Raw genomic sequence first — 16665 nt, 5'->3', positions numbered from 1 at the left:
ATCAAGGAGTTGTGCCATGTCGTCTCACCGCATTCGCGCCATCAGTCCTCTTGTGTTTCTCATCAGCCTTACCGGGTGCGGTCTTTCCACGCCCTCAGCCGCTGCGATCCCGTCCCTGTTGCCGTCAGCTCCGCCTCTGGCCACCACTACGGCCTCAACCCACACGCCCGCACTGATCTTAGAACCTGGTGCGGGCGTCACGCCCTGGGTCACACTCATTGGGCAGGCCCGGACCAGGATCGATCTCAATGCGTATTTGATCGACAATTCCGCGATTCTCGCCGCCTTGCGACACGCCGGACAACGCGGGGTGCCCATCCACGTGATTCTCGCCCCCAACCCTTATGACGATAATGCCGCCGTGGCGCAAGAACGCCAAGCACTCGCCACCATCCCGGATTGCACTGTCCGTTATGCGCCCCCGCGTTTCGATCAGGCGTATGCCTTTGACCACGCGAAATACCTGATCATCAATCCGGGCACCTCCCACGTCGCCGCCATCATTGGCAGTCCCAATTTTACGGATAGCGCGTTCGATGGGGCCCATCTCGAGGTGGCCGCCACCGTGACCGGCTCCGCCGCGCAAGCGGCCGCTCAGGTCTTTCAGGCGGACTGGACAGACCACCTCGCCGGCTCATCTCCCCGCCAGACGCTCGTGCTCTCCCCTGGGGCTACTATCCCATGGCTCCGGCTCTTGCACACGCCCGGCCTGATTGCCATGACCACCGAAGAAATCGGGGATGACCCGACCGTCCTCGCCGCGATGGCCGCCAAAGGATCGGATCTGCATCTTTTATGTCCCGCCCCCTCGAATTCCGCGGCCCAAGCCCGGCTGGCTACCTTAGCCGCAGCGGGCGTGCAGATTCGGACGCTGGCGACGCCGTATGTCCACGCCAAGACGATCATCACGGCCAGCCAAGCCTTTCTCGGTTCCCAAAATCTGTCGTCCGTCTCCCTCCAAGACAACCGGGAAATGGGCCTGATCGTCTCCGGTTCCACCCGTCAAGCGCTCGCCCGGTGGTTTGCCCACTGGTGGTCGCAAGCAACGCCGTGGACGCCAACCGGCGCGTCTGCTCCATCGGCTTCCCCTTCCTCATCGTCTGCTTCCGCCACGTCTCGCCCGTGGCTGCCAAACGGCGCGTCGATGACTACGGTCCGGCACCTCTGGGGCGCGCCCACCCGCACCTATCCCACCACCTATCACGGGCAAGCGCAAATCGCGTGGGTCTATCCGACGGCCACCGTGTATTTTGTTGACCAACATCTTGTCGCTGTAGTGGATCATTAACGCAAACGATCTGTTCAGAACCTCAATCACTTCTTCAATCCCCTCAATTTGCATAAGCATTCGCGGTGACGTATAGTATATGTAAGAACCGCTCCGGGGGAGCCGGAGCGGCCTTGTGAGGGTCTACCGACGTTTTCGCCGTGTAGTGCGCCACCAGAGATACAGTGCAGTCGCTGGTAACGAAATTGACACTGTGATCGTGATGTGCATTGCCCCCACCTCCCTCCTAGGAGGTTGCCAAAGGGGCATTCCCTCACTCCCATTATAGCCCGTCAGGAATTTGACGGGCTTTTTAACGAGGGTTGTTGGCGTAATCATCGTGGGCATCCGCTTCGTCAGCTAGAAAAAGAGGAACGTTCAATGGCTAAAAAAGCCCCAACCGATCACACTCCGTCGCTCGACTCGGCCAATGGGCCACGCCGTCCCTTGCCTCAACCCATGCCGGTTCAATATCACTTGACCATTCAAAAGAGCTGGCACGTGCCCGCTATTCCGACGGTCCGTTCTTCCCCCGACGCCCAAGACTAATGCGCGCGGGGTCCACGGCGGGGTCGAATGGATGGGATGCGAGCGGCTCTGGCGTTACACAAATCACGAACCCCGAAAGAAAGGGCGATCACGCGATGCATAGGCCCTGTGTTGATATGCACTCCGCCGATTGGCACCGGCTTCAACAGTCCGCCGCCTTTTGGGATGTCAACCCAACCACCCTCGATCCCCAGCGCCATGCCGCGTGGATTATCGCCCGGATTCTTCAATTTGGAACGTGGGACGAATGGCTCGCGCTCTTTCGCTGTTATCCAGCAGCCACCATCCAGCACGCGCTCACGCAGCGGGGCGTGCCTGATCACATCCGCCGTTTTTGGACCCCGTATTTCTCTCCCGACGATTCCTTCACTGGGGCCGAGCCGTTCCCTTCTCTGACGAATCCCACGCCTCATTCCCTCTTGAAGCAAGCCGTTCAGACGTGTGACATGATTACCCATCGGGGCACCCGACAAGATTTCCTCGACCTCTATGCCCTAGTGCTCGACGGCGTGTCACTCACGGATATCTTCGACGCGGTAGTCGTGTCCACGCCGTCCTGCAATCTCGCAAATCTTTTGCGCCGCCTCTGGTATTTTGTCGAGGTCGAGCAAGACCTAGGAGCTGGGCCATCGATTCACCAAGCCATCAAACAGCCGATCTCTGCCTATTTGCGGCGCACGTTACCGTCTGGCCAGAAACCGCGCAACATATAGCGTGCCCCTTTTTCTGTACACATTTTCCCAAATCACGCAAAACCCTATCCATCAAAGCCCTCACAACACGGATTTTGCTATACTCGTGGCAAGGAGGTTACACCATGAAAACCTTACGATACCGCTGGCAACACCTCACGAACCGCCAACAAGCCCAATGGCTAGCCGGCTGGAGTGCGTTTAACGCGACCATTATTACCCTGATTCTCGTCAGTGGGGTGCACAGTCTCGGCAAAACCCTGCTGCTCGGATTTTGGGGCACCCTCGAACTCGTCACCATCGTGTTCCAAATGCGGGTTCGCCCCGACAAATTTTCCTCGCATCGATCGTAATCCCTGGATCGTTCGGTAGCCCGTCCTCCCGGACGGGCTGTTTTGATCCCACAGTTTCTCCGCATCCTACACCCGGAGTGTGACGCCTATGCCCTATGCGACCTTTTGGATGCCGCCCGCTGTTGTGCTCGTCCACCGCGGCATTCCGGTCTATCACGCCTATCGCGCCGACGATTATGACGACCCGCTGATCTATGGATACACCCTGAATCCCTTAGCCACGGAATACGAAGCGGAGAGTGTCTTTGATATTCGGGACTTTCCGGTCGCCGATTACGACCCCACCGACCCCCGCAACCATCCTGCCATTTTACGCGCCTTGCTCGAGGATCCGGTCTGGTTCGAGACCTGGCGCCCGGACTCGGACTCCGCCAATCAGCCCCTGTACCAGCTCCGTTGTCCGCACTGCACGGCCGAGAATCCCGTCTTCCAGGTGATCGCTGCGACCTTTCAACATGGTCCCGCCATCACCCGACACGGCGCCCTCCTGACGCCGGACGATACCCCGGAGACCGTGACCATCCGTTGTCTAGCGTGCCACACGGCCTTTCCGTTATCGGATCTTCCCCTGGAACCGCCTCCCTCCCACACATAACGCCCATCACGTGAGCATTCATGCTTCCACCATTTCTTCCCTCAGAAAGGAGCTCTCGCCATGCCCTGCTTCGATGATCATGGGTTACATTATTATGTCGCCCGCCTCGATGCCTGTTTGGATGACCCCGCCGTCTCCGACGCCGAGTTCCGCCGCTGGGTCCGCGAAGTGCACGAAGACCTCAGGCACTACGCCAACACGACCGATCCCGTCGATGACACGTTGCGCGCCGAAGCCGCCCAATTGGGCCAGGCGACCCAACAATGGGTTTTTCATGACGGTCCCGAACCCGACGCGCCCTGAAAGGATAATCCCCATGCGACGCTATCTTGTGAGGCAACCCAACCGTTCTTAGACATAGCCACCAAGGACCTCGCTATATTAACGGATTAGGAACAAAACGCCCCACGCTCGACGTTGTAAGAAAGGAGCACACCTCTCATGACAACATGGATTACCCTTGATGCAGACGATTCCTGGGCCAGCCGTCAAGACAAAGCCCAACGCTGGAATACTCTTCCGCAACCGTGCTATGTGCTAGCCGGACCTGGCCTATATGCCGAAGAAGCGTTTTTACTCATCAGCGATACCCCGTGGACCCTTCCGCTGTTGCAAGACACGTTAAAACGCCTTTACGATCCCGCGGACGTAGCCGAGGATTTTGATGAACCCCGTTATACCCAGTGGCTAGCCCACTGGACAGACACATTATCCTGTGCCACACCGCGATAACGTTTCCAAATGGAAACCCTATCGCTCACAGCCAAACACCCCGCAAGGCTTAGTTGACCTTGCGGGGTTTGAAACCGACAGAGAATTAACTGCGAAGATCAATTTCGTTTTCTTGTTACTACCCTTGGCCGTTTGAAACCTCATCGAGATCGCCAACGACATCAAACTCAAAATCCTTTTCACTACCGATGGCCGCTTGAACCTTCCGCATCTTTCTGCTGTATGCTGTTCTAAATTTTGTCACTATCGCTGACCGATTGAAACGCTATATGGCACAGTAGAAACCCTCAATAGGTCTATCTTATTACTATCACGAATCGCAAAAAGCCACAACTGACACATCTCATATATCAAACTGATTACGACCTCTAACTGCTTGAACCGCATTGTAATCGGTTAAGTTGATGTGCAGTAAAAAGCTTTTCACTACCCATAGCCGCTTGAAACCCCAGACCCGAGGTTCATCACCTTAACATCTTGAGCGCTTGTCACTACCTATGCTATGGCTGCTTGAAACTCACCACGCGGATTAATAATTTGAACCCGGTTACAACCTTTTCACTACCTCTAGCTGCTTGAAACGCGCGCACGGCGTGCTTGCCGTAAACGAATACCTAACTTGTCACTACCCATAGCCGCTTGAAACGAATGGGATGGTGAGCGCTGGCAATACCGAGTAGCGGCTTGTCACTACCCATAGCCGCTTGAAACCCCTGCTTTTATCCCGCTTTTCCACTCTCATCCGACCCGCTGCACAGCTTCTCGTGACCTGAAACCGTATGCTCGATTCTTCGATCCCCGGTATAACCGCCCTTTTTCCCCACCGAAGTTCGTCTCTTGCAGTATACCGCAAACGCTTTTCTGCCTCAAATCCTTCTCCGGTAGCCGGTCGTAACCGCCCGGCTCACCTCCCATCCTGTTAATTTCTTACGGGGAGTGTGACCCATGGCCACTGTGACTTCCACAGACGTTACCCATTGCGCCCTCTGCCACCGGCCTTTTCTCCCCCACCGGCATCATGGCCGGTGGCAACGCTATTGCTCGCCCACCTGCGCTCAGCGTGCGCAAAGCTGGGCCAAAATGAACGCAGTGAAGGCCGCGTACAACCTGCCCGACGACACCGCGTTCCGCCAATGGCTCATTACCCAACTCAACCATCGCTCGCTTACCGCCGTCGCCGGTCTCTGCGGCGTTCAGCGTCAAGCCCTCTACCAATGGCTCGACCGCCTCAACATTCGTCGTGTCACCCGCTACGAATAGCCCGGCGCCGCACGCCGGGCTTTTTTTCTGCCCATTCTTCCCGCTAAGGAGCTGATCATCCATGTATGGTGTCATTCCCGCTGCCATTCTAACGACCGGCATTGGCTGGCTTGTTTATTCCGTGGCCACCACGCTCATGCACGCCCTTCACTAAATCCCTCGGAAAGGATCCTGACATTATGCCTCCCGTTCTCGTCTCATCCGCCTTTCCCACCGGTGTCATCACCGTGCCCGGGTGGTCCGCCAAACCGTGGTTTTCGCACCACCAACACCGGTGGCTCGTTCAACTGGAACGCTACGATCCCCCCCGCGGCGGCTGGCTCTGGCATCCAAACACCAATCAACCCCAGACCTTTTTGACCCTAGACGCCGCCCAAGACGCCGCTCTCGCGTTTTGTGCCGAACCGACCTTAGCCCTGTGGCATCCCAATCGAGGAATGCGCTAAGACATTTTATCCCTTAGGAGGCGATCTTCCCTTGTCTCACCCTCGATACGGTCCCTATACCGCTCCCCACGACGCCGGCTATCCCTGTCCTCTGTGTGGCAGCCCTGTGATGACCCGATCCCGTCAAGCTTCTTTGTATTTTCCACGCCTCAACGAATATCGCGAAAGCTGCGAACGCGAATGGTATTGTGTCCGTTCCGACTGTGAATATTATGACGTCGATCCTGTCGATTTCACAGGATTCTTAGATTAATCCACTTCTCCGTCAAAGGTTGGTGATTCTTTTGGCCTCACATTCCTTATTGCCCCTTGACCACAAACCCCTCACGCGCCGCGAAGCCGCCGATTGCCTCCGCGGCCTCGCGGAATGGATCGAGAGTTATCCCACCGAAGGCATTCTCCTCACCCTCGATGTGGAAGCCATCGTCACGCAAGCCGCATCCTCACCGAAATCGCGCCGCAAATCCCCGGCGCGGTAAATTTTGCGTGAGGATATCTCGAAAGTGAGGTGTCTTCGTTGACGACTCCCCTGCGTCCTACTCGCGCCTGGTTAGGTCTCCAGAGCTGGGCCGGTCTTCGGTGGTTTGCCGTGACCGTCATCGGGGAAACCCCCACACGCTACCGCGTACAGTGCAACGAATCCTTCCGACTCCCCGGCGGCCGCTGGAAACAGCTGGGTGATGTCATCACGGTACCTAAACAAGCGATCCGGTTCGCTTCTCCCGATGCGGACTGACAATAACGCGCCTCTCTCCTCCGAAAGGACGGTCCAGCTCATGATCAATTCCCCCGATAACGGTCTCCAACATCAGATCACCTTTCTGCCCGGTTATGATGGACGCCACCCGGATCCCGCCCACAATCAGGGCGTGGACGGCATGGAGATTCGCTTTACGGTGAGCGGCCCCAAAGGTCTCGTTTATTTCGCCCTGGATACCCAGTGGTATCCCCTATCCGCGGTGCAAGACCATTACGATCCCACACGATGGGCCGAACAGCCCTATCAAGCCCGTTCCCTGGAAATCGGCTATCACGCCTGCGTTCCGCAACATCCATATCACCGCGCTCATCCCGATTGCGACTTTTTAGCCGGTCAATCCTGCTATTCCGAGATCTTCTATCGTTCGGCCCGATCCCTCTATTGGGTCTTTGTCCATGAAGGAGAACCCGCGATCTGGCGCGAATTAGAACACCACTATCACCAATTGAAAGGACGAGGATAACATGTTTTGCACCACCTGTGGAGAATACTTTCTACCGGATCGGGACTACCTCCGGCACATCGGCAGTTGTCCGCATTGTGATCAGCCCACGCTGATCTTGATCGCTTATGATCCCGCTCTGCGCGATACAACACATCCCAAGGAGAACCCCACGCCATGATCCCTGAAGACACCCTCAACCGTTGGCAAGCCCTATACGACGATACGACACCGGGACCGTGGCGCGTCCGATGTACCGGCGTTCAAATGGATTCTACCTGTTCCCACTGGCATGTGGAATCCGCATCGGTTCGGGAATGGCCGGATTATCGCATCTTTCCACCCATGAGCCAACCATACCGTGTGGACAATGCCCGGTTTGCTGTCGCGGCCCATGAAGCATTTCCCGCGCTGATTGCCGAAGTGCGGCGATATCAACACTTAGTTCGGGATATTCAGACTGTGTTGGATAATGCCGATAGTGTGGTGCCTGTCGAGGATCAGATACGCGATTTGCTTAAAGAGACAGAAGAACCCGATGAATAACTAGCTTATAAATCAAGGAGGGATCATCATGATCACCGATGACGAACTGAACCGTTGGCAAGATCTATGCGACGATGCCACGCCGGGACGATGGTGTATGGAATTTATCGCGGAGGCCCGTACTGCCCTCCCCACCTTGATTGCCGAAGTGCGGCGGCTCCGCGCTTTGGTCAAAGACGAAACGGGCAACGATGATCATGACACCCTTCCCGACGTCGATGCCGATACCCTGCGTGATCAGTTATTTCGTCAACTCACGCTGTTTATTGCGACGGAAACGTCGCAGACCCGCTGTCTCATCTGTGGAGCCGAAGGCCCGGAACCCTGTGAACCCGATTGCCCCGTGGGCCTCGCGCAAGCCCTCGTCACGCACCTCACCGCTCCCAACTCCCGATAATCTCCTCCGTCATCGAGAGTTTCCGTATGGAAACCCTGTTGCCTTCTCCTATCATTATACCAAACGATCTGACGACCAATCATCAATTCATGGTTCCTTAGCCTGCCGTCCCCGGCAGGCTTCCCCACTTTCTATGATGTTGTCCCAGGAGGCCCTGCTATGAACACCTCGCTCACCGCGTTAACCGATTTTCTCGTGCCCTATTATGACCCACCTATTATCGGCTGGCACGATCCCGATCAACAACTCTGGTTTGTCACCGCGCACCCGTCGCATACCAGTGCGGCCTGTGGCGTGACACGGCCCCATCAACTCACGCCGCTGCTTTATCCCTGTCCCTCATTTGACGCGGCCTGGGCCTTACTCCATGCCCTCTGGCGCCGCGATCGGCGCGTGGTGCATCCGCACGACGGCGCGATTGTCTGGGGTTTATCGGGAAACGCGACTCCCCAGAGTTCCCCCTTTACCCATCTCACCTGGGTTCCGGCGGATTCGCTGGTGACAGCGATTCGGGCTGGGCAATGGCTCGCCGGCCATGCGTTCTACCATCCGGATCAAGGCTGGCTTGTCAGTCGCCTCAGTCACGCGGCCTGGACCCGCGGCATCCGGTGGGATGCTTCACGCACCCAAACTCGCGGCTTTTTAACAACATCCTTATCGCAGGAGGTATCTCCATCATGATTTGCCCATCCTGTCTGATTCCCATGATTCCCTTTACCGATTCCCTCACTGGCGATGCCTGGTGGGGCTGTCCCGAGTGTCACGCGACCCAGGCCGCCGACTCGAATGAAATACCCTATCAAAAACAATCTCCTGTCCTCCGTCTCAACGCGTCATCCTTCTAACCGTGGTAACTCTTTCCCTATTTCACCGCAAACACTTGTTTCTCACTCGCTGTCCTCGCACAATAGGTCTTATCATCCTACACCCTGTTTGAAAGGAGTGTCTGATTTGGCTCTTGCGCCCATTCCCACGATCCCCTGTTGGCAACTGATCCCCGAAGGCCCTGCCATCCAAGGCATCGATCCCGCTGGCACCGTGCGGTTTATCACCCAAGATTTTGGCGCCGTGCTGCAATCCTTGGGCGATGCCGCCCCCGATACGGAACGGATGGCCGTCTGTGCCGCTGCATGGCTCGGCATTCGTCCCGACACGGTTCCCGTCTCCCGCCGCCTCTGGGCTTATGTGTGTTCCCCGTTTGCGGCGCCGACCGCCACGCAGCAGCAGCGCCACCGCATTTGGGCGCAACAACTGGCCCGCCTCGCCTGGTCCCACGGGTTTTGGCCGATTGTGCCTCATCTGTACGCGCCGCAATTCCTCGATGATACCGATCCGGCTGAACGCACCCTCGGTCTCGCCTGGGGTCTCCAGCAACTGGCCCAATGCTCCGTGGTCTATGTGCTCGCCGTGCCTCCCAGTCCCGGCATGCAAGCGGAACTCGCCGCGTTAACGCCCGATCACGTGGTTTGCCACGTGCCCCTAGATGCCTTACCGCCGCTGCCCACAAGCTGTACCGCCAACCCGTAACCCCGGCAGATCTCCGCCGGGGTTGTTGACTTTTCTGATCATCCTATTCCCTTAGGAGGGTTTCTGCCATGACCGATCCGACGCCACCCTTTGCGACCTTTTCCACCCAGTGTCCGTATTGTCATACGACCGACACCTTACACATTATTGGCGGCTGCTTTACCACATCGGGTATTCCCCTCTCAGCCGACGGCTTCGCCTTAAATGACGCGCACGCGCTCGAAACGTTTGACGAACTGATCCAATGCCAACACTGTCGCGCCGTCTTTTCTGCCGATGTGATCCGCCTGTAATCCCCAGACCTCTCGTACCCGGTCCTGGGCGGACCGGGTATCCTCATCCCTATCATACTCTTGCTCAAGGAGGGATCATCCATGACACGGTGTCTCATTGACGGCGGTCCCGAATGGTTTGACCGCGACAAAGCCACACGCCTTGCCACCTCGCCTGAACTGTCTCTCGGCGTGCGCCACATCCTCTATCGCACCGCCACCGGCCAATACGTGATCGAACGCGATACGCGGTGGGAAAATCAATCCAATACGTATACCCGCATCAAACCCCAAGAAGCTGCGATCTTTTGCCTCCGTCACGATGCCTTGCTCCCTCCCGACCTTGTGCCGTTCCTCGATCCCCATGAAATGTAACGCCGGAGGTGTTCTCTTATGACCTTTCCTGACCTCATCACCCAACTGACCACCCACACCCTCGCTCTACCCACGGTCTTAGCCGATCCGGAAGCTGTCGGATTCCGCTTTTATCGCTTACGCCGCAATCCGTGGCGACAGACAGATCATGTGAACACCTTACTGGGCACCATCTTTGCCCCCGCGACGTATGACGGCGATTATACGATGGTATTTCCGCGCACCCCCCATCCCCGCCAGGATTACTACGATCTCTTTTTCGCCCGCATTCCCGGCAATCTGGCGTCCCTCGGCTACGACGAGCTCCGGGCTTTAACGTCGCTGACTCGCTCCGGCTATCGCCGGATTGCGTGGACCGCTTTACCGCCCCGCTGGCGTACGGCCTTCCACCACGAAATCGCGGCAGCCCTTACCCTGTCCTGCTCCGCGTAACCCCTGTACCCGGCCCTCATCGGGCCGAATCCGTTTTCCCTGTTTTGTCTTATCTCTCATACGAAAGGATGATGCGTCATGTCCCTGAACACCCTTGATATTATCCAGGCTATCCAAGAGCTCGAACACCAGCATCGCGAGTTACAAACCCGGTGTGCCGCCATTGATCAGGAGCTCCACCGTCTCCAAGCCCGTTGGCCGATTGTCGCCACGGATTATGTGCCCATGCTCCGTACGCTGGTGCATCAGCGCGTCGCGGCCTGGCTCACCGATCATCCCGACTTTGTCCCCATTAAACCCGCCGTCTTTAATGCCGGCTACCGGGCTCTGTTCCAAGCCTGCCAGATTCCCGAACTCAAAGCCTTACCCGTTAGCCAAGTTGCCACCGCCACCACCGTTCTCGAGGCATGGACGCCGGATCTCGCTGCGCTCTGGATCCTCCTCCTCCGGCATACGATCCGCGAACGGATCACCAAAGCCATTAAAGCGCGGCGCATCATGCCGACACCCAGCACCTTGTCTCACGTGCGGCACCACCTTTGGACGTTGGTCGGTCCCCTCAAAACCCAACCGCCCGCGGACACCTTAAGCCGCCAACGGGTCATCACCCGGCTCCTGCACGCCCCGCTGTTTCCCGCGAAAAAAGCCGCTCGCACCCGGGCCAGCCAATAATGTCGGGTGCCGTTTCCATACGGAAATTCTTTTCCGTATGGAAACCTCCGTCTTCTCTGGAAAGGACTGATCCTTATGCGCCCTCCCCACTATCTCCCGTGGGCCGTTCTCCGTCTCGGCTCCCGCCGTCTCTATCTCCGTCACCCGTTTTGGCGGTTCCTCGCCTTCTGGCAAGCGCGTCGCCGCCCCAAACCCCTCCCGCCATGGAAAAAGGAGCGTGAAACGTTATGAGTGCCCATGATCCCCTGGCCCGTCCCACCACCGAATGGCTGCATACGGTCCACCTGCAAGATCTGCACGCCCAGAATCCCTTCGATCCCCACGAAATCCGGCTGTCCGCCACTGGCGGCTGTCCCCGCCAGCAAACGCTGCGGATCCTCGATTACGAAGCCGATCCTCCCTCGGTCCAACAACTCAGCATTTTCCACGCCGGTCATTACTGGGAAGACTACCTCGCCAGCTTGTGGGAGGCCCGCTATCCGGGTCAGGTCAATCGCCAAGTGACGGTCGACACCGAATGGGGCACGGGCCATATCGATCTCTGGATCGAACCCATCCATCATCTCGTAGAATGCAAAACCACCACCAGCAAAAAACGCGAGGATCTCCCCTTAGAAGAACATCTCGATCAAGTCAATTTGTATCTGCATTTTTGGGGGAATGATCACCAAGCCACGGCCGAAATCGCCTATGTCCTCAAAGACACGGGCGAAGTCCTCACCTTTCCTGTCCCCTATGATCCCGACCGCATTCCGGTCTTGCTCGATCGCCTCCAACGCATGATCATCGCCGTCACGATTGACGAAGAACCCTTACCGATTCCCGAGGACTATGCTCCGGCGCGGTTTCCCTGCGCGTGGCGCACCCCGACCGGCGGCTGGCGGCGCTGCGAATTCTGGCGGGCCTGCTGGACGCATGCGCAATCGCCAAAACCGACCCCAGACGCCGCCGCCGATCCCGCCTGGGACGAGACCCTCCGCGCACATTATGCCCTGAGTGCCGAAATCGCACAGCTGAAAGCGCAACTCAAAGCGTTAGAAGACGAGAAGAAAACGTACGAAAAGGCCCTCGGAGCGTATCTCGATGACACCCAACAACCCCATCTTACGACCCCGTGGGGCATTTTGACCCGCACCGTGAGCCAGCCCACCGTCTCCTATGACGTTAAAGCCGCCCTCAAAGATGGGCAGATTACCCTCGATCAAATTGCGCCCTACCGCAAACTCTCGCAACCGCGGGTGACGTGGACGTGGAAAGACCCCGAACGCCTCCACTCTGCGTCATAACGGGTGACCGTGTCACACGGCCTCATCGGCCGTGTGGCCCATCCGGTGTGATGATCACGATTTAACCCTCAGAAAGGAGCTTGCCCATGATGCCCGAATTTCAATCACCATCCGTTTTCCCGGAATCGGAGATGCCCTCCATCCTCCCCGAGGCGGCGCTGCCCGCATTCCAACCCCTCAAACTCGAACCGAAGTTCCTCACCAAACTGGCCAAGGCCCTCGGTCAAATCCATCGCGTCCCCAAACGCGGCCGCAACGATTATCAAAAATATGACTATGCCACCGAAGCCGATATTCTCGCGGCCGTCCGCGGCCCCTTAGCCGACAACGGTCTCGCCCTCTTTTGCTATATGGCCGACAAGCGCCAAGTACACTGGAATGTAGGTGCAGGCAAACCGCTGCAATTTAAGACCATTGTGACGCTCATCTTCACCCTCTGTGACACCGAAACCGGCGAAAGCATTGCGCTCCCCTTCCAAGGCGAAGGCATTGACAATCTGGACAAAGGGCTGCCCAAAGCCATTACCGCCGCCACCAAGTACTTTCTCAAAACCACGTTCTTGATTGCGACGGGCGATGACCCCGAAGCCGACACGGCTCTCGATGCCTTAGCCGACTCCCGCAGCTCCGCGACCCGATCCGCGGCATCCCCGAAATCCTCGCGCACCACGGCGGCTCCCGCATCATCGTCCAAAGCGACATCATCCGCTCCGGCTCCGTCCGCGGCACCTCCCGCCGAAGCACCGGATCCCGCTCCCGACGCCGGGAAACCGGCCACCCTTCTCGATGCGCCGCCGACCCAAGAGCAACTCAATGCGCTCGCGACGTTTATGAAGGCGCATCACATCAGTAAAGAAAAACTGTATCCGCTGATCCATTCCAAATTCGGCTGGCCCATTACCAACATTCGGGAACTCAATGCCGATCAAATGGATCTTTTACTCGAATGGCTAGACCAACATTACAAAGAGGCCAGCTAACCAGTTGGCTTCTTGATATGATCTCATCCCATTTCCCGTCCGTTCGCCCGCTTCCCTTCGCGGACGAACGGCCCCTTAGGAGCTGATTTCCTGATGGCCTACCTGTCCACTATTACCGTTGATCCTCACAACCACACCGTCTCCATAGCCGACCACGGTCTCGTCGTCACGGTCCGCAACACCACCTTAGACACCGTCACCCTCACCCTCGGATCCACCACCGTGGCCTTCGACACCAATCTCGAGTCCATTCGCGATCCTCACCGCCGCGCCACCCAAGCCGCCATTCATGACACGTGGATTGCCAAGGCCCAGACGGCGCTCACCGAGATAACCGGAGGTGAACGCCATGTCGTGGAATGCGTGCCAACGGTGGGATGACACCACCACCCGTTGGAATACCTGGCTCCACGAGCGCTGTTCGCACGGCGATCAAACGGTCCAACGCTGGGTCCAGCGCACGTATCCGTGGAACGTGCACCAACTGCCCACCCCCCTCAAAAAAGCCTTATGGACTATCCAGGATGGACACTGTTATTGGTGTCAACGATCCGTGCGCTTCTCGGAAGCCACCCTCGAACACGTCATCCCCTTTGTGTCGCCTGTCTGGGACCGCATGCGGCCGCTCGAACAACTGCTCAGTTTCCGCATCAGCCACGCCGCCTGCAATCAAACGTACAAAACGTGGCGCCTCGCCGATCCCCGGCATGCCACCGCGCTGGATCTCTGGCGCCTCCGGCATATTCGGCATCTGCTCCGGCAGGATCCTTTCTGGGCCTGCTGGATTCCAGATGCCATTCCCTTAACCCCCCATTCCCCATCCTCCCCGCTAAAATCTCTCCACCTCTCACTCTAATCGAAAGAAGGGACCCCCCATGACCACATTGCTGCTCAATGCGGACCTCTTGTTTCTCAAACAATACCCAATGGTGCTAGCGACCCAGCCATTGCCAGACTCCGACCCCTTACAAACGAATGGCTTCTTTCGACTAACCGTATCCGATGACGCCCTGCCCTTACTCGCCCAATCTGGCACCTTGGCGGTCCGCGAAGCGCTGGCGTACAACAACCGGCTCAACACCGCTCTCGCTCTCATTCTGGCAGACGATGCCGATGATCGCGTCTTATATGCCCTCGCGCGCAATCCGCGGACTCCGCTGGTGGCACTCGAAAACCTTACCCACAACCCCCACGCCTCCCAGCAAACCCTCCAAGCCGTGCGCCATCATCGACACTGTTCGCAAACGCTCTATGACACGCTCACGCACCAGCTCCAAGCCACCGACCCAACCGCCGCGTCTTAAGGCGGCACCAGAAAAAAGGAGTGATAATGCGATGTTTTCCCTCACCCTGGATGTGGCGGCCCTTCCCGCCAATCTCCGCAACACCATTCTGACGGCTCTCGCCCCGCATCACCCATTGCCGGCCTCTCCCTCAGTGCAGTGGGACGGCGCCATACGTCTTAGCCTCTCCCAGGACGCCTTGACCCATTTGGCACGCTATGGGTTGCCCGTGGTGCGGCGCGCGCTCGCCAGCTCCCCGCGGCTCACCACCGCCATTGCCGAGATTTTAGCCCACGATGGCGATCCTCGAGTGCTTCTCGACCTCGCGCTCAATCCCCGCACCGCCGGCCGTGTGCTCGATATACTGGCCGAGAATCCTGTGACCGATGCCCTCACGCAACAATGTCTCGCCCTGCATCCCCATGCCTCTACCACTCTGCGTGACGGCATCGCTCATCGCTTTCCGACTCCGAAAGGAGCGCTCTCATGACCTATCCCGTCGAATACCGCCGAAGACATCATCTAGGATGGGACGTGATCCGTACCACACTTCCCCGTCTCACGCCCGACATGATTTGCGCTCATATCCCCTGGCCTCCCCAGCCCGACGATCGGGTCGTGGTCATCAATCCCCACACCGGCGATGTCCTAGCCAGTCTAGCGGTTCGCCAACACCACTGGATCATCACCCAAAACTTCGTCTCACCGTAAAACATAATCCCTCTAACCACAAAATACTGCGGAAAAAGGAGTGATCTATTATGCGCTTCACCTACCGCGAACTTTTGCTGCTCGACGATTTAGTCACCCGCTACGCCACCGTCTTAGACGACGAATTGGAATCGCTCGGCAATATGCCACCCATCTTCGCCCGCGCGGCCCGGCGCGACTGGCAACGCCGCTGTCGGCTCCATGCCACGTTACAAGCGAAAATCACCACAGCCATTCAACACCGCCAAGCCCGCATGACGCCCGAACAAATCCGCCGACAAGCCCTGTTCTAACGGATTCCGCGCGGCGAAAACGCCGCACCAATCAATTTACGCCATTCTTGGCTTTTCCCGCATACGTCCTCGAAAGGAGACACGCCCCATGCTCCTCGCCTTAATCCCGTATATTATCCCGGACGACGAGGCCGCCGATGTCTGGATTATTCCCGTCTCAGAAGTGCCCACCACTCCCGAAGCCGTCCTCCCACTATTAGCTAACTTTGCTGACATGGATTCCACCGATCGCGAGGCCATTGCCGATCATTGTGCCGCTTACCATGCCGATCGGATCATCCTCCCAAACCCCCAGGGCCTCTTCTGGCGAGCTATCCGTATTGACGACGTCTTAGCCGGCCAATTGGTGGATGTGTACTGACTCGCCGTCTCCCGTCCTCCCGGACGGGATCCCCTGTTGTTTGGGAAATAGTCCCCGCTGAAAGGATGGTCCTCTGATGCCTGCTATTGATGTCGATTCCGGTCAAGTGTGGATTGGCGATCTCCACCACATCGATCCCACTGCCCAACCTTTTCCTCATTGGACGCTCATCGGATCCTCGCCGCATCTTATCCCCGTGCCGACCCTGCCCGTGACCCACAATGGCCTCGCCTGTCTTATTCCGCCCGGCTCCTATACGGTGGCGGTCGAAACGTGTGAAGACGGCGACAGCCGACGGATTCGCCACGCCACGGTCGTTCCCGATCCCCACGGTCCGCTCACTATTGTCAGCGGCCTTCTCGTGTTTATCGATCCCAGTTACATCCCACATTGAGAATGCCCCATTTTTCGTGGAAATTGAAACTAGCGATCCT

At 57.7% G+C, this 16665-nt stretch carries 32 protein-coding genes; all 32 read left to right on the top strand.

The features are described 5' to 3' along the window. Positions 1–16: 16 nt before the first annotated feature. The 32 genes from B8987_RS18330 (at position 17) to B8987_RS18185 (ending at position 16625) form a co-directional block, all read left to right on the top strand. A complete protein-coding gene (locus B8987_RS18330) occupies positions 17–1288 on the top strand; it encodes a phospholipase D-like domain-containing protein (protein ID WP_242940721.1) in 1272 nt (423 codons plus the stop codon). 360 nt (positions 1289–1648) lie between these two features. Continuing rightward, on the top strand, positions 1649–1816 hold the full coding sequence (locus tag B8987_RS19800; protein WP_176213288.1) for a hypothetical protein: 168 nt from the start codon (positions 1649–1651) through the stop codon (positions 1814–1816). Positions 1817–1911: 95 nt separating this feature from the next. Next, on the top strand, positions 1912–2529 hold the full coding sequence (locus B8987_RS18325) for a DUF6922 domain-containing protein (protein WP_084662091.1): 618 nt from the start codon (positions 1912–1914) through the stop codon (positions 2527–2529). Between the two features lie 104 nt (positions 2530–2633). Continuing rightward, positions 2634–2861, top strand: a complete 228-nt coding sequence (locus B8987_RS18320; protein WP_084662089.1) for a hypothetical protein — start codon at positions 2634–2636, stop codon at positions 2859–2861. 88 nt (positions 2862–2949) lie between these two features. Next, positions 2950–3456 carry a hypothetical protein gene (locus tag B8987_RS18315; RefSeq protein ID WP_084662088.1) on the top strand — a complete coding sequence of 169 codons (507 nt, stop codon included), beginning with the start codon at positions 2950–2952 and terminating at the stop codon, positions 3454–3456. Between the two features lie 60 nt (positions 3457–3516). After that, positions 3517–3759 carry a hypothetical protein gene (locus B8987_RS18310; protein ID WP_084662086.1) on the top strand — a complete coding sequence of 81 codons (243 nt, stop codon included), beginning with the start codon at positions 3517–3519 and terminating at the stop codon, positions 3757–3759. A gap of 138 nt (positions 3760–3897) precedes the next feature. Continuing rightward, positions 3898–4188 carry a hypothetical protein gene (locus B8987_RS18305; RefSeq protein ID WP_084662085.1) on the top strand — a complete coding sequence of 97 codons (291 nt, stop codon included), beginning with the start codon at positions 3898–3900 and terminating at the stop codon, positions 4186–4188. Positions 4189–5133: 945 nt separating this feature from the next. Beyond that, a complete protein-coding gene (locus B8987_RS18300; protein WP_084662083.1) occupies positions 5134–5448 on the top strand; it encodes a hypothetical protein in 315 nt (104 codons plus the stop codon). Positions 5449–5627: 179 nt separating this feature from the next. Then, positions 5628–5894 carry a hypothetical protein gene (locus tag B8987_RS18295; RefSeq protein ID WP_084662081.1) on the top strand — a complete coding sequence of 89 codons (267 nt, stop codon included), beginning with the start codon at positions 5628–5630 and terminating at the stop codon, positions 5892–5894. A gap of 31 nt (positions 5895–5925) precedes the next feature. Then, positions 5926–6147, top strand: coding sequence for a hypothetical protein (locus B8987_RS18290; RefSeq protein WP_084662079.1), 222 nt, complete (start codon positions 5926–5928; stop codon positions 6145–6147). Between the two features lie 31 nt (positions 6148–6178). Continuing rightward, positions 6179–6373: a hypothetical protein gene (locus B8987_RS18285; protein WP_084662370.1), complete on the top strand. Its 195-nt coding sequence runs from the start codon at positions 6179–6181 to the stop codon at positions 6371–6373. Between the two features lie 38 nt (positions 6374–6411). Further along, a complete protein-coding gene (locus tag B8987_RS19495) occupies positions 6412–6630 on the top strand; it encodes a hypothetical protein (RefSeq protein WP_139793606.1) in 219 nt (72 codons plus the stop codon). Between the two features lie 40 nt (positions 6631–6670). Next, positions 6671–7117: a hypothetical protein gene (locus B8987_RS18275; protein ID WP_084662075.1), complete on the top strand. Its 447-nt coding sequence runs from the start codon at positions 6671–6673 to the stop codon at positions 7115–7117. A 156-nt stretch (positions 7118–7273) separates the two neighbouring features. Then, a complete protein-coding gene (locus B8987_RS18270; protein WP_084662073.1) occupies positions 7274–7642 on the top strand; it encodes a hypothetical protein in 369 nt (122 codons plus the stop codon). 28 nt (positions 7643–7670) lie between these two features. Continuing rightward, complete coding sequence (locus B8987_RS18265) at positions 7671–8039, top strand: hypothetical protein (protein WP_084662071.1); 369 nt, start codon at positions 7671–7673, stop codon at positions 8037–8039. 159 nt (positions 8040–8198) lie between these two features. Further along, positions 8199–8720 carry a hypothetical protein gene (locus B8987_RS18260; RefSeq protein WP_084662069.1) on the top strand — a complete coding sequence of 174 codons (522 nt, stop codon included), beginning with the start codon at positions 8199–8201 and terminating at the stop codon, positions 8718–8720. Next, positions 8717–8884: a hypothetical protein gene (locus B8987_RS19795; RefSeq protein ID WP_176213287.1), complete on the top strand. Its 168-nt coding sequence runs from the start codon at positions 8717–8719 to the stop codon at positions 8882–8884. The genes B8987_RS18260 and B8987_RS19795 overlap by 4 nt, the downstream gene beginning before the upstream one ends. 106 nt (positions 8885–8990) lie before the next feature. Next, the gene (locus B8987_RS18255; protein ID WP_084662067.1) at positions 8991–9566 is read left to right on the top strand and encodes a DUF7768 domain-containing protein; all 576 of its coding nucleotides are present in this window, start codon (positions 8991–8993) and stop codon (positions 9564–9566) included. 68 nt (positions 9567–9634) lie between these two features. Then, the gene (locus B8987_RS18250; protein WP_084662065.1) at positions 9635–9859 is read left to right on the top strand and encodes a hypothetical protein; all 225 of its coding nucleotides are present in this window, start codon (positions 9635–9637) and stop codon (positions 9857–9859) included. 81 nt (positions 9860–9940) lie between these two features. After that, positions 9941–10213: a hypothetical protein gene (locus B8987_RS18245; protein WP_084662063.1), complete on the top strand. Its 273-nt coding sequence runs from the start codon at positions 9941–9943 to the stop codon at positions 10211–10213. Positions 10214–10231: 18 nt separating this feature from the next. After that, entirely contained in the window at positions 10232–10645 is a 414-nt protein-coding gene (locus B8987_RS18240; RefSeq protein ID WP_084662061.1) for a hypothetical protein, read from the top strand. 78 nt (positions 10646–10723) lie between these two features. After that, positions 10724–11317 carry an ORF6C domain-containing protein gene (locus tag B8987_RS18235; RefSeq protein ID WP_084662059.1) on the top strand — a complete coding sequence of 198 codons (594 nt, stop codon included), beginning with the start codon at positions 10724–10726 and terminating at the stop codon, positions 11315–11317. A gap of 227 nt (positions 11318–11544) precedes the next feature. Continuing rightward, positions 11545–12603, top strand: a complete 1059-nt coding sequence (locus B8987_RS18230; protein WP_084662057.1) for a hypothetical protein — start codon at positions 11545–11547, stop codon at positions 12601–12603. A gap of 86 nt (positions 12604–12689) precedes the next feature. Then, entirely contained in the window at positions 12690–13583 is an 894-nt protein-coding gene (locus tag B8987_RS18225; protein ID WP_084662055.1) for an ERF family protein, read from the top strand. A 93-nt stretch (positions 13584–13676) separates the two neighbouring features. Beyond that, positions 13677–13964, top strand: coding sequence for a hypothetical protein (locus B8987_RS18220; RefSeq protein WP_084662052.1), 288 nt, complete (start codon positions 13677–13679; stop codon positions 13962–13964). Beyond that, positions 13933–14439 carry a hypothetical protein gene (locus tag B8987_RS18215; RefSeq protein ID WP_084662050.1) on the top strand — a complete coding sequence of 169 codons (507 nt, stop codon included), beginning with the start codon at positions 13933–13935 and terminating at the stop codon, positions 14437–14439. Before B8987_RS18220 ends, B8987_RS18215 begins: the two co-directional genes overlap by 32 nt. Positions 14440–14458: 19 nt before the next feature. Further along, positions 14459–14887, top strand: coding sequence for a hypothetical protein (locus tag B8987_RS18210; protein ID WP_084662048.1), 429 nt, complete (start codon positions 14459–14461; stop codon positions 14885–14887). Continuing rightward, positions 14835–15356, top strand: a complete 522-nt coding sequence (locus tag B8987_RS18205; RefSeq protein ID WP_139793605.1) for a DUF2336 domain-containing protein — start codon at positions 14835–14837, stop codon at positions 15354–15356. The genes B8987_RS18210 and B8987_RS18205 overlap by 53 nt, the downstream gene beginning before the upstream one ends. Further along, the gene (locus B8987_RS18200) at positions 15353–15577 is read left to right on the top strand and encodes a hypothetical protein (protein WP_084662044.1); all 225 of its coding nucleotides are present in this window, start codon (positions 15353–15355) and stop codon (positions 15575–15577) included. Before B8987_RS18205 ends, B8987_RS18200 begins: the two co-directional genes overlap by 4 nt. Before the next feature lie 50 nt (positions 15578–15627). Further along, positions 15628–15870 carry a hypothetical protein gene (locus B8987_RS18195; protein ID WP_084662042.1) on the top strand — a complete coding sequence of 81 codons (243 nt, stop codon included), beginning with the start codon at positions 15628–15630 and terminating at the stop codon, positions 15868–15870. A gap of 88 nt (positions 15871–15958) precedes the next feature. Next, a complete protein-coding gene (locus B8987_RS18190) occupies positions 15959–16231 on the top strand; it encodes a hypothetical protein (protein ID WP_084662040.1) in 273 nt (90 codons plus the stop codon). Positions 16232–16307: 76 nt separating this feature from the next. Next, positions 16308–16625, top strand: a complete 318-nt coding sequence (locus B8987_RS18185; RefSeq protein ID WP_176213286.1) for a hypothetical protein — start codon at positions 16308–16310, stop codon at positions 16623–16625. Positions 16626–16665 lie beyond the last annotated feature (40 nt).

The organism is Sulfobacillus thermosulfidooxidans DSM 9293, assembly GCF_900176145.1.
Lineage (GTDB): Bacteria > Bacillota > Sulfobacillia > Sulfobacillales > Sulfobacillaceae > Sulfobacillus > Sulfobacillus thermosulfidooxidans.
This window is presented reverse-complemented; position numbering and strand designations above follow the sequence as displayed.

Coding starts and splice junctions, on each gene's coding strand:
- B8987_RS18330 (WP_242940721.1), top strand. CDS start 17: ATGTCGTCTCACCGCATTCGCGCCATCAGTCCTCTTGTGTTTCTCATC.
- B8987_RS19800 (WP_176213288.1), top strand. CDS start 1,649: ATGGCTAAAAAAGCCCCAACCGATCACACTCCGTCGCTCGACTCGGCC.
- B8987_RS18325 (WP_084662091.1), top strand. CDS start 1,912: ATGCATAGGCCCTGTGTTGATATGCACTCCGCCGATTGGCACCGGCTT.
- B8987_RS18320 (WP_084662089.1), top strand. CDS start 2,634: ATGAAAACCTTACGATACCGCTGGCAACACCTCACGAACCGCCAACAA.
- B8987_RS18315 (WP_084662088.1), top strand. CDS start 2,950: ATGCCCTATGCGACCTTTTGGATGCCGCCCGCTGTTGTGCTCGTCCAC.
- B8987_RS18310 (WP_084662086.1), top strand. CDS start 3,517: ATGCCCTGCTTCGATGATCATGGGTTACATTATTATGTCGCCCGCCTC.
- B8987_RS18305 (WP_084662085.1), top strand. CDS start 3,898: ATGACAACATGGATTACCCTTGATGCAGACGATTCCTGGGCCAGCCGT.
- B8987_RS18300 (WP_084662083.1), top strand. CDS start 5,134: ATGGCCACTGTGACTTCCACAGACGTTACCCATTGCGCCCTCTGCCAC.
- B8987_RS18295 (WP_084662081.1), top strand. CDS start 5,628: ATGCCTCCCGTTCTCGTCTCATCCGCCTTTCCCACCGGTGTCATCACC.
- B8987_RS18275 (WP_084662075.1), top strand. CDS start 6,671: ATGATCAATTCCCCCGATAACGGTCTCCAACATCAGATCACCTTTCTG.
- B8987_RS18270 (WP_084662073.1), top strand. CDS start 7,274: ATGATCCCTGAAGACACCCTCAACCGTTGGCAAGCCCTATACGACGAT.
- B8987_RS18265 (WP_084662071.1), top strand. CDS start 7,671: ATGATCACCGATGACGAACTGAACCGTTGGCAAGATCTATGCGACGAT.
- B8987_RS18260 (WP_084662069.1), top strand. CDS start 8,199: ATGAACACCTCGCTCACCGCGTTAACCGATTTTCTCGTGCCCTATTAT.
- B8987_RS19795 (WP_176213287.1), top strand. CDS start 8,717: ATGATTTGCCCATCCTGTCTGATTCCCATGATTCCCTTTACCGATTCC.
- B8987_RS18250 (WP_084662065.1), top strand. CDS start 9,635: ATGACCGATCCGACGCCACCCTTTGCGACCTTTTCCACCCAGTGTCCG.
- B8987_RS18245 (WP_084662063.1), top strand. CDS start 9,941: ATGACACGGTGTCTCATTGACGGCGGTCCCGAATGGTTTGACCGCGAC.
- B8987_RS18240 (WP_084662061.1), top strand. CDS start 10,232: ATGACCTTTCCTGACCTCATCACCCAACTGACCACCCACACCCTCGCT.
- B8987_RS18235 (WP_084662059.1), top strand. CDS start 10,724: ATGTCCCTGAACACCCTTGATATTATCCAGGCTATCCAAGAGCTCGAA.
- B8987_RS18230 (WP_084662057.1), top strand. CDS start 11,545: ATGAGTGCCCATGATCCCCTGGCCCGTCCCACCACCGAATGGCTGCAT.
- B8987_RS18225 (WP_084662055.1), top strand. CDS start 12,690: ATGATGCCCGAATTTCAATCACCATCCGTTTTCCCGGAATCGGAGATG.
- B8987_RS18220 (WP_084662052.1), top strand. CDS start 13,677: ATGGCCTACCTGTCCACTATTACCGTTGATCCTCACAACCACACCGTC.
- B8987_RS18215 (WP_084662050.1), top strand. CDS start 13,933: ATGTCGTGGAATGCGTGCCAACGGTGGGATGACACCACCACCCGTTGG.
- B8987_RS18210 (WP_084662048.1), top strand. CDS start 14,459: ATGACCACATTGCTGCTCAATGCGGACCTCTTGTTTCTCAAACAATAC.
- B8987_RS18205 (WP_139793605.1), top strand. CDS start 14,835: ATGACACGCTCACGCACCAGCTCCAAGCCACCGACCCAACCGCCGCGT.
- B8987_RS18200 (WP_084662044.1), top strand. CDS start 15,353: ATGACCTATCCCGTCGAATACCGCCGAAGACATCATCTAGGATGGGAC.
- B8987_RS18195 (WP_084662042.1), top strand. CDS start 15,628: ATGCGCTTCACCTACCGCGAACTTTTGCTGCTCGACGATTTAGTCACC.
- B8987_RS18190 (WP_084662040.1), top strand. CDS start 15,959: ATGCTCCTCGCCTTAATCCCGTATATTATCCCGGACGACGAGGCCGCC.
- B8987_RS18185 (WP_176213286.1), top strand. CDS start 16,308: ATGCCTGCTATTGATGTCGATTCCGGTCAAGTGTGGATTGGCGATCTC.